Source organism: Gaetbulibacter sp. M240, assembly GCF_043876815.1.
In the GTDB taxonomy this organism is placed as follows: Bacteria; Bacteroidota; Bacteroidia; order Flavobacteriales; family Flavobacteriaceae; genus Gaetbulibacter_A.
Genome location: NZ_JBAWKA010000001.1, coordinates 867,135 through 880,254, shown reverse-complemented (window position 1 = coordinate 880,254; position 13,120 = coordinate 867,135). Strand labels below are relative to the sequence as shown.

General features: G+C 38.5%; 10 protein-coding genes. 4 read left to right on the top strand and 6 right to left on the bottom strand.

Annotation, left to right across the window (positions count from 1 at the left end; genetic code table 11):
- Positions 1–6 precede the first annotated feature (6 nt).
- The 6 genes from V8G61_RS03940 to V8G61_RS03915 all read right to left on the bottom strand — a co-directional run bounded on the left by V8G61_RS03940 (position 7) and on the right by V8G61_RS03915 (position 7,934).
- Positions 7–888 carry a carbohydrate kinase family protein gene (locus tag V8G61_RS03940; RefSeq protein ID WP_394874131.1) on the bottom strand — a complete coding sequence of 294 codons (882 nt, stop codon included), beginning with the start codon at positions 886–888 and terminating at the stop codon, positions 7–9.
- A 9-nt stretch (positions 889–897) separates the two neighbouring features.
- Complete coding sequence (locus V8G61_RS03935) at positions 898–2,178, bottom strand: glycosyltransferase (protein ID WP_394874129.1); 1,281 nt, start codon at positions 2,176–2,178, stop codon at positions 898–900.
- Between the two features lie 15 nt (positions 2,179–2,193).
- Positions 2,194–4,281, bottom strand: a complete 2,088-nt coding sequence (locus tag V8G61_RS03930) for an HAD-IIB family hydrolase (RefSeq protein ID WP_394874127.1) — start codon at positions 4,279–4,281, stop codon at positions 2,194–2,196.
- A gap of 283 nt (positions 4,282–4,564) precedes the next feature.
- Complete coding sequence (locus V8G61_RS03925; protein WP_394874126.1) at positions 4,565–6,031, bottom strand: magnesium chelatase; 1,467 nt, start codon at positions 6,029–6,031, stop codon at positions 4,565–4,567.
- 18 nt (positions 6,032–6,049) lie between these two features.
- Positions 6,050–7,177, bottom strand: a complete 1,128-nt coding sequence (locus tag V8G61_RS03920) for a VWA domain-containing protein (protein ID WP_394874125.1) — start codon at positions 7,175–7,177, stop codon at positions 6,050–6,052.
- Between the two features lie 79 nt (positions 7,178–7,256).
- On the bottom strand, positions 7,257–7,934 hold the full coding sequence (locus V8G61_RS03915; protein ID WP_394874124.1) for a Crp/Fnr family transcriptional regulator: 678 nt from the start codon (positions 7,932–7,934) through the stop codon (positions 7,257–7,259).
- Positions 7,935–8,032: 98 nt separating this feature from the next.
- Here V8G61_RS03915 and V8G61_RS03910 point away from each other — a divergent pair, with 98 nt between their 5' ends.
- From V8G61_RS03910 to V8G61_RS03895, 4 genes are all read left to right on the top strand, one after another.
- Positions 8,033–10,411, top strand: coding sequence for a heavy metal translocating P-type ATPase (locus V8G61_RS03910; protein ID WP_394874123.1), 2,379 nt, complete (start codon positions 8,033–8,035; stop codon positions 10,409–10,411).
- 74 nt (positions 10,412–10,485) lie between these two features.
- Positions 10,486–10,680, top strand: coding sequence for a cbb3-type cytochrome oxidase assembly protein CcoS (gene ccoS / locus V8G61_RS03905; RefSeq protein WP_394874122.1), 195 nt, complete (start codon positions 10,486–10,488; stop codon positions 10,678–10,680).
- 2 nt (positions 10,681–10,682) lie between these two features.
- Positions 10,683–12,878 (top strand): cytochrome-c oxidase, cbb3-type subunit I, encoded by a 2,196-nt coding sequence (gene ccoN, locus V8G61_RS03900; protein WP_394874121.1) that lies wholly within the window; start codon positions 10,683–10,685, stop codon positions 12,876–12,878.
- Between the two features lie 16 nt (positions 12,879–12,894).
- Positions 12,895–13,101 (top strand): CcoQ/FixQ family Cbb3-type cytochrome c oxidase assembly chaperone, encoded by a 207-nt coding sequence (locus V8G61_RS03895; protein WP_394874120.1) that lies wholly within the window; start codon positions 12,895–12,897, stop codon positions 13,099–13,101.
- Positions 13,102–13,120 lie beyond the last annotated feature (19 nt).

Genomic DNA, 13,120 nt, shown 5'->3' with positions numbered 1-13,120 from the left:
ATGTATTCAGGGATGCATGAAATTCTGAATCGTTTGTGCGCTCAGCTCGGGATTCGCACCTTCACTTTTTGCAACCAAAGCTCCTACGGCACAGGCGATATCTAAAGCCTTTTGAGGAGATTCATTTTGCACTAGTTTACTAATCAAGGTTCCTAAAAAGGAATCTCCTGCGCCTACTGTATCGGCCACGACTACTTTATAACCGCTGTTATAATATAATTTATTCTCAAAAAGCAACACAGCCCCAAATGGTCCTTTTGTTACACAAAGCTGTTTTGTACTGGTTTTATCTGCTATGAAATTTAGATTTTGCTCTAAGGAGTTGAATTTAGACCCCATAAATTCACTGACCTCATACAGTTCTTCATCATTTAATTTAATGAAATCGGCTCGCTCCATTAGCTTTAACAGTGTTTCAGTGTTATAATGTGGTGGCCTCAAATTAAGATCGAGGACTTTAAATTTGGCATGGTCCAAAAGTTTGAAAAGGGTTTGTTTGGAAACAGCATCTCTGGTAGCTAAACTCCCAAAAATAAATGCATCGGAAGCTTTTACCAGTGTTTCTGAGGTTTCAGTGATTTCAATATTATCCCAGGCACTGGGATAGGCTATCGTATATGTTGCAGAACCTTTTTCATTAAGAGATACCTGTACCTCTCCCGTTTTATAGGAATCGGAAGTTTGAATCGCCTCGGTATTCACGGCATGATTTTTTAAAAAATTTAAAATCTTTGCGCCTGAGTCATCCTTCCCTACAGCACTGATTATGCTCACATGATTACCAAACTGGCTTGCCCGGATAGCCACATTCAAGGGTGCGCCTCCAATTTTCTTTTGATCTGGAAACACATCCCATAAAATTTCACCGAAACAAACAATACGTGACATAATTCAAATTTAGCTAAATAAATTTGATTCCATCGTACGTTGATTAATGGAACTTTTGAATACCTGCAACATTCGTTTTGCAATACCAGTCCACCCAAAATTACGGCGTGCGAAACGGGCACCTTCAACAGAAAGTTCATTACGCATTTTCGGATACAATAAAGGCATGGCTAGCATAGCCCCAAATTCTTTCGGACGATGAGGATCGGCAAACAAAGCCTGATTTCCAAAATCGATCAGATCGTATAATCCACCGTGAACCGTAACAACACTAGGAGTTCCACAGGCCATAGCCTCAATAGCTACCATACCAAATGGCTCATAACGAGAAGGCATAGCAAAAATATTAGCGGATCGGTATACATTGGCGAGATCATCGTCGGCGATATAATTTTTCCAAATAATTTTATCCATTACGCCCAGTTCCTTCGCTAATTCCTTCAATTTTTTCACACCTTCATCATCCTGATCTGATCTACCACTACCAATAGCCGCTACCAGACGTGCTTCGGGACATAGATCAAACACGGTTGGCAACGATTTGATAAGTAAATCATATCCTTTATTGTGGGCCATTCTACCTAAGGTTAAAATATCTGTAGGTTGAATATCATATTTCGATCGCATTTTATCATTCTCCTTCGTCGGAACCGGAAAAAAGCGGTTTTCATCAATACCCGGCGGAATCATGCTACAGTTCTTTGGCAAAACATCGTACTGCTTGGTTAAGAGATCGACCTGCGGAATAGTAGTAGCAATAACATGGTTACACATTTGGTACACAAAATATTCCTTTCGGATACGTTCTTTGAAACGGTATTTTTGCTCCATTTCTTTTTCATCCATATCACTTCCCATAGTGTGTTGCTTCCACCAGCCTACAGAATGCGGTGTATGTACATGAGAAACGCCTAATTCTTCAGCAATTTTTTGTCCGGCCCAACCGGCATCCCAGTAATGAGAATAAACAACATCATATTTTTTTCCTTCTTTTTTGATCGCCGCCAAACAGTTGGTTACAAACTTTTTTAAATGGTCATGCATATCCTCCTTTCGGATAAACTTTTTGCCACCGAATGGAATACGCCATACACTGTAATTTTCATCCACGTGGTCATATTCGGGCTGGTCTTCAAAACGTCTGGTTACTAAATCTACTTTTTTTCCAAGCCTACTAAAGCGTTCTGCGAGCTCCAAAACGTAAACTACCTGCCCTCCTGTATCGGGCTTTCCTAATTCTGGATTTGCTCCCACATAACCATGCAGGGAGATCATTAATATAGATTTCATAATTTAAAATATTAGTTACTTTTTTGTTATTCCAAGGTCATGACAAGCAGATATATACTGTGCTGCCGACCAAGCCTGATAGGATTTTCCCATCGGTTTTCCTGTTTTACCATGTGCCCATTCCGTGAATTCCCATTCGTCGGTCATACCTTCTTTATTGATCAAGGCCAGTTTATAAAGTTCTGACACAGCCACATCTCTAAAGCCAAGCTTATTTATAAACTTCACCCAATAGCCGCCAACAAAAGGCCAAATTCCTCCATTGTGATAATGATCAGGAAGATTCAATAAATTAACCGTATAATAAGGGCGCCAATCCGGATCTCCAGGGCTCACCACCGGATACACGTTGGCAACAGGATACGGATCGTTTACCCCAACACCCAACATAAACTTAAAGGTTTGATGTGCTTTTTCTGAATCAACCGTACCATGTAAAAAGGCCAGAATATTACCTAGAATATCACAACGCCAACTAAAATCAAATGGTGTTGTTTGCGCAATTAAATAAGACGTATCTCCAAGTGTAAATTGCTTTTCGGCAAAGGAAACTGATTGAAATAATTGCTGCTGTGTCGTTGGCCAAAAATTCTGTAATATTTCTTTTTTGATCACCTGCGACCATCTGATATATTCTCCCGCCTGCTCATGGTCACCTAGCATTTCCATCATTCTACCAAAGCATACATTAGCGCGATACCAAATAATTTCATCGTAAAGAATGTTATAACTTCTACCAAAAAGGTCCGTCCAGTCACCCGCTTCAGGAATTTCAAGTAAAGCATCATTATTACTATCATGTGCACCGAGCCATTGCATGGTTTTCTTAATATTTTCAATATGCGCTCTTAAAAACTCAATATCTTTAGTAACATGTACATATTCATAAAACGCAATAATCACCCAGATTCCACTATCAATAGAACAAATTCCACCGACACCGGAATAGTCAGCTACATTATCTTTGATCTGAACATTTGAAGGAATCTGACCGTTTCGTGAAATATGCTCAACCAGAGTGAGCAAGGTTTGCCTTTGGCATTTATGTATTTCCTCATCTCCAACAAGTGGAAGAGAACCTATCACGGTAATGGCGCCATCTCTGGCCCAAACACTATGATAATTTTGATCGGTTCCTTTGGTTATATTATCTTGGATAGAACAGGCTGAAAACCCTAAAGGGGTGATATTCTTTTTTAGAGCTACAATGGCTTTTTTATAGCCTTTCCGAATGAGCTTTATTTTTTCATCTTCATCTTCAGTCGCTAAGATTTCGCGTTCCTTTTTGATAAAGAATTCGTCTTTATGATCTTCATTTCTGGCAATCATAGCATCTTTGGGCAAAATCTTATAATAGACCAAGCCTTCAATAACCCCATCTCCATGAACAGATTCTGCATGATAAATTTGACGGTATTTGGTATACTTATAAAGTTCTTCATGCGCATTTGCCACGACAATACCTTTTACGTTTTCTACATCGAACATAGCAGAATCGTTACCGCTATCACCGGCTACCAGAGTATGATGCGAGTCTATATCCAGTTTCTGCAATAACCATTGCAGCGCATTTCCTTTATTGGCCCATTTTGGTAAAATATCTAAATATTGCTCCCCCGAATAAACCACATTGATATGCATTCCGGCTTTTTTAAATTCCTTTTCGATCTCATCGATCAAAGCTTCAGGAGCGTCATAAAAGAAATAACTACGCTTGTAAGCATGTTGAAATTTTAATGGCTGCTCACTTATCGGGTGATCTATCTCTTTAATAATGTTTTCGACTGCCTTAAGATCCCAGCCGTCATCGAGGATCTCATTGAATTCTTTTACAGTCTGCTTTTTATTATAATCGTAGATTAACGTCCCTACCCCAGCGATTATATAATCAGGTTCGGGCAACGTACCTTTTTCTATTAAACCCAGAACATCATCCAATAAACGCCCCGTGTTATAGGTAAGCAAGATGTTGTGTTCTGGTTTATATTGGGTCCAAACTTTTGGAAAATTACTTTTATGGGTGTGAAAATTTATAAGCGTATTATCGATATCAAATGAAAGAAGCTTAATATCCGGTACATTATCATCTTCGGTGTTACTCATAAATATGTTTTTAATTTAAAATAAGTTCTTTAAAATAACCTTATGGTTTTCCAAAATATAGCTTTTCCAGTACTAATATGCAAGAAATAAACAGGTATTCTGACCGTAATTTGGAATGTACCAACCAAAAAGCGGCTCAATACGAATATTAAAAATTAGCCACATGATTTTTGCCATATCAATAATGGAAAAACCTCCCCTATTTTAATTTTCAATGGAAAATATTCTCAAAAAACAGGTTAATTTTAATAAAAAAAGAGAGGCTTTTTACCTCTCTTTTCATTTAAATATCATTGATAAAACTTCCATAGGGATCTTTAAATTGTAACCCCTCGGAAAATCTAAATTTACTTAGAAGTTTAAACTCAACCAGAGCCCAAAGCACAAATTCTTTTACAAAATAACTATCCTGTTTGCTCAATTTTGGCTGATGCTTTCCTAGAAGATCATCTAGAGGAGAAATAGCGTCTAAGCGACTTTTATACTCCTTATCTCTCAGATCATCAAATAATTCAAAACCATCCTTCTGATTAAAAAACCACGAAACGATATCGTCGTAAGGACTTTCTTCATCCTGCTTCTGAAGTTTTTCAATTTTCGGAAAGAACTCCATAAAAAGACTCTTAACAGCTTCGCCTATCAATTTATAAGCTACCTCTGCTGCACCTTCTTGCTCCCCTTCATAAACCAACTCTACCTTACCTGTTATCGCTGGAATAATACCCAGGAAATCACTTAATCGCAACATGGTAATCTTATCACCGGATAAAAGTGCTCTACGCTCTGCGGTACTCAAAAGATTTTCTAAGGCAGTAATGCTCAATCTAGCACTCACACCACTTTTTGCATCTATAAATTCGTTTTCTCGCGCCTCAAAGACAATTTGTTCCAATAAATCCCGTGCCAGATCAGGTACCATCACAGTGTTCTTTTGTCCTTCAACCACGCGTGCCTCCTGCTCAGTGATCGCCCGAGCGGTTTCAATATCTTCAGGATAATGTGTTAGTATCTGAGATCCAATACGGTCTTTTAAAGGCGTTACGATACTACCTCTATTGGTATAATCTTCCGGGTTTGCGGTGAACACGAATTGCATATCCAAAGGCAAACGCACTTTAAAACCGCGAATCTGAATATCGCCTTCTTGTAATATATTAAATAAGGCCACCTGGATTCGCGCCTGCAGATCTGGTAACTCGTTAATAACAAAAATACAGCGATTAGCACGCGGGATCATACCGTAATGGATCACCCTGTCGTCGGCATAACTCAACTTTAAATTTGCTGCTTTTATAGGGTCCACATCTCCAATAATATCAGCTACAGTAACATCGGGTGTTGCCAGCTTTTCAGCAAAACGCTCAGTGCGGTGGAGCCAGGTAATTGGTGTATCGTCACCTTTTTCTTTTATTAATTCTTTAGCATAGCGTGAAATGGGGTTGAAAGGATCATCGTTAACCTCTGAACCTTCCACCACAGGAATATACTCATCCAATAAATTAACCATCAAATGGGCTAATCGGGTTTTGGCCTGACCCCGCAGGCCTAATAAATTAATGTTATGACGGGACAAAATAGCTCGTTCTAGCTCCGGTATAACCGTATTCTCATAGCCATAGATCCCTTCAAAAGTAGTTTCCTTCTGCTTTATTTTTTCAATAAGGTTATCACGTAATTCATCCTTTATCGATTTACTTTGGTATTCAAACTTTTTTAAATGTCCAAGTGTTTTAACTAACTCTAAATTCATATCGTTTTTTTTCGGGTACTAGCCTTTTATTCTTTTTTTTCTGTTCTTTTCGTAATCTTCAAATATCATTTCGCCCAATCCTTGTAATCCAGTGTAAAATGCTTTTCCTTGATTCGCATGACTAAACTCCCTGATAAATTGCATCAGATAAGGATCTTGAGCAATCATAAACGTCGTGATTGGAATGTGTAATCGTCTGGCCTGTTGCGCCATAGCGTAACACTTGTTCACAATATGCCGATCTAAGCCATTCGGGTTTTTATAATACTCACCGTTGGGTAAACGCATACAGCTGGGTTTCCCATCGGTAATCATAAATATTTGCTTGTTGGTATTTCGTTTTCTGCGCAACAGATCCATGGCCAATTCTAAACCAGCTACAGTATTTGTATGGTAAGGTCCTACTTTTAAATAGGGCAAATCTTTTATTTCAATCTGCCAAGCATCATTACCAAATACTAAAATATCCAGCGTATCCTTGGGATATCGCGTAGTGATCAACTCAGCCAGGGCCATCGCTACTTTTTTGGCAGGTGTGATACGATCTTCACCATACAAGATCATACTATGACTGATATCGATCATAAGCACGGTACTCATTTGAGATTTGTGAAGCGTTTCTTCTACTACCAGATCATCTTCAGTTAAACTGAAATCACCAATACCATGATTAATTTGAGCATTACGCAGGCTTTCAGTCATGGAAACCTTATCCAGAGCATCACCAAATTGATAGGCTCTGAAATCGCCGGTATGTTCATCACCTAAACCGGGGCTTTTACTTTTATGATTTCCTTGTCCACTGCGCTTGATCTTACCAAATATCTGATCTAAAGCCTGTTGCCTGATAGCACGTTCCGTTTTGGCTGTTATTGCCAACGAACCATTTCCATCAATATCAATTTCTTCTCTCAGATATCCTTTCTTTTTAAGATCTTCTATAAAGTCATCGATTGAATAATCGGGTGTGGTTAATTCGTATTCCTTATCCAATTCTCGTAACCAATCGATAGCCTCATCAAAATCGCCAGAAGTGTGTGTGATAAGTTCTTTAAAAACTTCGAAAAGTTTATCGAATGGAGATTTTTCAGGTGCCTCATATTTCTTAAACACAAAGCCCTTTTTACTAAAATTCTTTTTTATCATAGCCGTATAAAATTAATACTTTTTACGCTTGTAAAAAACAATGGCTAATTAGATTTTCTTATAGTGAAATTGTAGTTACTTACTCAACGCGATTGAGACCATTGAGATTTTCAATTTTAATATGCTTCCCTACGGTAGAAATCAAGCCTTCTTTTTTAAATTGAGACAGAACACGGATAGCAGATTCAGTAGCCGTACCTACAATATTCGCAAAATCCTCACGAGACAATAATACACTTAATGTTCCATCGGAATTAACACCGAAACTATTATGGATATGAATTAGAGTTTCGGCCAAACGCTTTCGCACAGATTTCTGAGCCATATTTACAATAATATCATCGGCTTCTTTAAGGTCTAGTGCCATATCCTTGAGGACGTCAAAAGAGAATTTTGGATTATTCTGAAGATCGGCTATAATTTCGCTTTTTGGAATAAAACATACTTCCATATCGTTCAAAGCTGTCGCCTGTAAATTGGAAGTTTCATCCGAAATCAGGGAGCGCTGTCCTAAAAGCTGGCCTTTAACCACCATTTTCACAATTTGATCTTTACCATTTTCACTCAGCTTAGATAATTTACAAACACCATCCTTAATGCAATAAACACCATTTACACTATCACCTTCTTCGAAAATAACCGTCCCTTTTTTTATGATTTGAGACGTTTTGCAATTGGATATTCGCATTAACTCATCTTTAGTTAGAGACTTTAAAGAATTGAATTGTTTAATAATACATTGTTCGCACTTACCCATAGTTTGATTTTAAGGTAAAAATACATAAAACATGATAATTATCATATAAAAAAGCCACTGGATTTTCGAGTTTTGTCCGGTAAGAACTTTTTATTAAAATGTCGAAAAGAACCTGCTATCATTGCGGATTAAACTTTACTACTCCCGCCTTTAAGCTTGAGGATAAATCCTTTTGCTGTAACGGTTGCAGAACTGTATATAGTTTATTAAAAGATCACGACCTCAGCTGTTATTATGATTTACAGGAAACTCCCGGTGCTAAGCCTAAAACGAGTTTAGAACAGTTCCATTTTCTGGATAATCCCAAGATCGTTGAACAACTTTTAGAGTTTCAGGATGACACAGTACACATTATAACCCTTTTTATCCCGCATATTCATTGCAGTTCCTGTATTTGGGTCCTTGAAAATTTTAATAAGTTACATCCTGCAGTTAGCGGTGCTACAGTGAATTTTGGAAAGAAGACCCTGCGCTTTTCGTACAATCCTAAAAAGGCCTCCTTAAAGGAATTAGTGGAATTGCTAAGCCGGATTGGATACGAACCTCTTATTCGCCTTAACGATTATGATCAGGAGAATAAAAAGATAGACCGCTCTATTATTTACAAATTGGGTATCGCCGGTTTTGCCTTCGGAAATATCATGTTCCTGTCGTTTCCTGAATATTTTCAAGTGGGTGAATTCTGGTTGGAACAGTACAAAATCCTTTTTAGGTGGCTCATGTTCTTTTTTACCTTACCGGTAGTATTTTATGCCGCAAACGACTATTTTATTTCAGCGTGTAAGGGTCTTCGCTCCCGTATTTTAAATATTGATGTACCCATCGCTCTGGGCATTTCGGTATTGTTCCTGAGAAGTACGTTCGATATTATTTTCAATGCGGGTTCTGGTTTTTTTGATAGCTTGAGCGGTCTGGTTTTCTTCTTATTGCTCGGGAAATTATTTCAACAAAAAACATATAGTTTTCTCTCTTTTGAACGCGATTACAAATCATATTTCCCCATCGGAATAACAAAACTTACAGCCAAGAATAAAGAGGTGTCCATTCCGGTTCACGATATCAAAAAGGGCGATAGACTCTTAATTCGAAATGAAGAACTGATTCCTGTGGACTGTGAACTTATAGAGGGTCATACCAAAATTGATTATAGTTTTGTAACGGGAGAGTCAAAACTCATTTCTAAAAATGAAGGCGACCAATTATTTGCTGGTGGTAAACCACTGGGAGGAAGCATTGAAGTTAAGGTATTAAATAGTTTAAGCCAGAGTTATCTCACCCAACTTTGGGATCAGGACGTCTTCAACCGTGATAAGGCCTCGGGGTTTACTAATATTACCAATCGGATCAGCAAACACTTTACCTGGGCAATTTTAAGTATCGCTGTAGTGGCTAGCCTGATCTGGCTTTTTATTAATCCCGGAATGGCCTTGAATGTTTTTACTGCCGTTCTTATTATCGCCTGTCCTTGTGCCATTGCTCTGGCCGCACCGTTTACTTTTGGGAACATACTGCGTATTTTAGGGAAAAAGAAATTCTATCTTAAAAACGCTTCAGTTATTGAGCAACTGGCTCAGATAAACACTATTATTTTCGATAAAACGGGAACACTCACCTCTCCCAAAGAATCTAAAATTCAATACGAGGGCATTCCTTTAAATGCTTCCGAAAAGGTCCTTTTGAAGAGTTCCTTACGCCAATCAAATCATCCATTGAGTCGGTCGTTATATCAACTCTTGAGATCGAATGGTATTATGCCTTTGGATGATTATGAAGAAATTACAGGAAAAGGTATTGAGGCTCAGGCCAACAAACAGTATTTAAAAATAGGTTCGGCTGACTTCGTAGGCTTACGCCAAAGTGAAAAAACGACATTGAATACGACCGTTCATATCAGATCGAACCATAGATACAAAGGGCAGTTCACCTTTTACAATAAATACAGAAAAGGTATTTCTAAATTGTTCAATCACCTGAAAAAGCAATATGATCTCGTTGTTCTTTCCGGAGATAATGCCGGAGAGGAATCCAATTTAAAAAAATTACTTCCGGCTAAAACAAAATTGGTTTTTAACCAATCACCACAAGATAAACTGGAATACATTAAACACCATCAATCTGAAGGAGCACGTGTGTTAATGATTGGAGACGGTTTAAATGATGCCGGTGCTTTAGCACAAAGCGATGTGGGTATTGCTATTTCCGAGCACGTCAATGTATTTTCGCCGGCTTGCGATGCCATTCTAGACGCTTCAGTCTTACATAAACTAAATGATTACATCAATCTATCCAAAGCCTCGGTTAGGCTTGTGAAATGGAGTTTCCTGCTCTCTTTGATCTATAATCTGGTGGGGCTTTATTTTGCTGTTACGGGACAATTAGCCCCTGTTATTGCGGCTATATTAATGCCTCTAAGTTCTATTAGTATAGTGGTTTTCACCACTATTGGTTCTAATGTATTAGGCAAAAAACTGAATTAACTTTTAAACATGATAAAAGTCATCTTTTTTGCGCGAGGTGGCTTGTAATTTTGGTCCATAACATATTTACACCTATGAGCGTCATTTATATTCTATTAAGCATCAGTATCGCCGTGGCTATACTCTTTTTTGCAGCGTTTATCATAGCGGTTAAAAAAGGACAGTACGATGATAGTTACACCCCATCCGTTCGAATGCTGTTTGAAGATGAGCTCGTAAAAAAACCATCTTCAGAAAAAACTCAATCTAAAAAAGTAAAACAACACTAACTATGGAAATGCAACAATTTCATTACGATAATAAAATCGTAAAAAACTTTCTATTTGCCACAATGGTGTGGGGTATTGTAGGAATGCTGGTCGGTTTATTACTGGCTTTTCTATTTCTGTTTCCAAACTTAACGGATGGAATCTCATGGCTCAGTTTTGGTCGTTTACGTCCTTTGCATACCAATGCCGTGATTTTTGCTTTTGTTGGAAACGCCATATTTGCAGGCGTTTATTATTCTACCCAGCGTCTACTAAAATCCCGTATGTTCAGTGATGCTTTAAGTAAAATTAATTTCTGGGGTTGGCAGCTTATAATTGTTAGTGCCGCCATAACCCTGCCTTTAGGGTATACAACATCCAAGGAATATGCCGAATTAGAATGGCCGATTGATATTGCCATAGCTCTGGTTTGGGTGATTTTTGGATGGAACCTCATCGGTACTATTTTCAAACGGCGTCAGCGCCATTTATATGTAGCGATCTGGTTTTATATTGCCACATTTGTAACCGTAGCCGTGCTGCATATTTTCAATAGTTTAGAACTCCCTGTAACGGGCTTAAAGAGTTACTCGGTTTATGCCGGCGTTCAGGATGCTTTGGTGCAATGGTGGTACGGTCATAATGCGGTTGCTTTCTTTTTAACTACGCCATTTTTAGGATTGATGTACTATTTTGTTCCAAAAGCGGCCAACCGTCCTATTTACTCCTACCGATTATCGATAGTTCACTTTTGGTCTTTGATATTTATTTATATCTGGGCCGGACCACACCACTTATTATATACAGCCCTTCCGGAATGGGCACAAAATTTAGGCGTTGCCTTTTCAGTTATGCTTTTAATGCCTTCCTGGGGTGGTATGATCAACGGATTATTAACACTTCGTGGTGCTTGGGATAAAGTACGTACAGATCCTGTTTTAAAATTTATGGTAGTCGCTATTACCGGTTATGGTATGGCCACATTCGAAGGTCCTACCCTTTCCTTAAAAAACGTAAATGCCATTGCCCATTTTACCGACTGGGTTATTGCCCATGTTCATGTTGGTGCCTTGGCCTGGAATGGCTTTTTAACCTTCGGAATGGTTTATTATCTGATACCTCGTTTGTTCAAAACAAAATTATATTCCACAGGGCTGGCTAACCTGCACTTTTGGATTGGCACATTAGGCATAATTATATATGCCCTGCCTATGTATGTTGCCGGATTTACACAAGCCAGTATGTGGAAACAATTTAATCCTGATGGAACATTAACCTATGGTAACTTTTTAGAGACCGTAACAGAAATTATCCCCATGTACTGGATGCGTGCCATTGGAGGCACCCTGTTTATCACCGGTATGTTGATCATGGTTTATAATGTAGTGGTAACCATGAAAAAAGGTCAACAGGTGGAAGACGAGCTAGCGGAAGCACCTGCTTTGGAACGCGTGAGTAAAAAACGTACGTCTAAAGAAACCTGGCACAGTTGGTTAGAGCGCAAACCTATACAGCTCACTATTTTAGCTACAGTAGTTATACTTATTGGTGGTGTCGTTCAAATTATGCCCACCTTGTTAGTAAAATCGAATATCCCAACCATAGCAAGTGTAAAACCTTATACTCCTTTAGAACTCGAGGGACGGGATATTTATATTCGCGAAGGCTGTGTGGGCTGTCACTCACAAATGATACGCCCCTTTAGGAGTGAAGTAGAACGCTATGGTGAATACTCCAAAGCCGGTGAATATGTTTATGACCATCCTTTCTTGTGGGGAAGTAAACGCACCGGACCGGATCTTCATCGAATTGGTGGAAAATACTCTGATATCTGGCACTTTAATCATTTTTACGATCCCCAAAGTATTTCGAGCGGATCAATCATGCCACGTTATCCGTGGTTGATCTCAGGAAGCTCTAGCGTGCTGGATAAAACCAATACAAAAGCAAAAATGCGCGCCATGGTAGCACTGGGTGTACCTTATTCTGAAGAAGAAATCTCGAACGCCAACCTAAGTATGGATGAACAAGGTGCCCAAATTGAAGCCAACCTTTACACCGATCCTGATTTCGCAAAGGTTTATGAGGCCAATAAAAAAAGTGCGGCAGAAAAAAAGGTGCCTTTTGTAGAAATGAAAGATCGTGAGGTCGTGGCATTAATTGCCTATTTACAGCGCCTAGGTACTGATATACATGTAGAAAAAACAGCCGATAACTAATTTAAAAACTAAGACCATGCTCAAGTTTGTTAAAAATCATATGGATAGTATTACAGGAATAGAGATCTATCCGATCATATCGCTTCTTATTTTCTTCATCTTTTTTGTGGTGCTTTTCTGGTGGGTATTTACTGCTAAGAAAGCCTATATCAAAAAGGTAAGTCGGTTACCATTGGAGGAACCAAATGACCTTGAAAATAGAAATTCAGAGCCTCTATTCTAATTAAAAACATTTAAAAAAC

What these genes read in the sequence shown, in the direction of transcription:
- V8G61_RS03940 (WP_394874131.1), bottom strand. Translation starts at nt 888, where the DNA reads ATGTCACGTATTGTTTGTTTCGGTGAAATTTTATGGGATGTGTTTCCA.
- V8G61_RS03935 (WP_394874129.1), bottom strand. Translation starts at nt 2,178, where the DNA reads ATGAAATCTATATTAATGATCTCCCTGCATGGTTATGTGGGAGCAAAT.
- V8G61_RS03930 (WP_394874127.1), bottom strand. Translation starts at nt 4,281, where the DNA reads ATGAGTAACACCGAAGATGATAATGTACCGGATATTAAGCTTCTTTCA.
- V8G61_RS03925 (WP_394874126.1), bottom strand. Translation starts at nt 6,031, where the DNA reads ATGAATTTAGAGTTAGTTAAAACACTTGGACATTTAAAAAAGTTTGAA.
- V8G61_RS03920 (WP_394874125.1), bottom strand. Translation starts at nt 7,177, where the DNA reads ATGATAAAAAAGAATTTTAGTAAAAAGGGCTTTGTGTTTAAGAAATAT.
- V8G61_RS03915 (WP_394874124.1), bottom strand. Translation starts at nt 7,934, where the DNA reads ATGGGTAAGTGCGAACAATGTATTATTAAACAATTCAATTCTTTAAAG.
- V8G61_RS03910 (WP_394874123.1), top strand. Translation starts at nt 8,033, where the DNA reads ATGTCGAAAAGAACCTGCTATCATTGCGGATTAAACTTTACTACTCCC.
- ccoS (WP_394874122.1), top strand. Translation starts at nt 10,486, where the DNA reads ATGAGCGTCATTTATATTCTATTAAGCATCAGTATCGCCGTGGCTATA.
- ccoN (WP_394874121.1), top strand. Translation starts at nt 10,683, where the DNA reads ATGGAAATGCAACAATTTCATTACGATAATAAAATCGTAAAAAACTTT.
- V8G61_RS03895 (WP_394874120.1), top strand. Translation starts at nt 12,895, where the DNA reads ATGCTCAAGTTTGTTAAAAATCATATGGATAGTATTACAGGAATAGAG.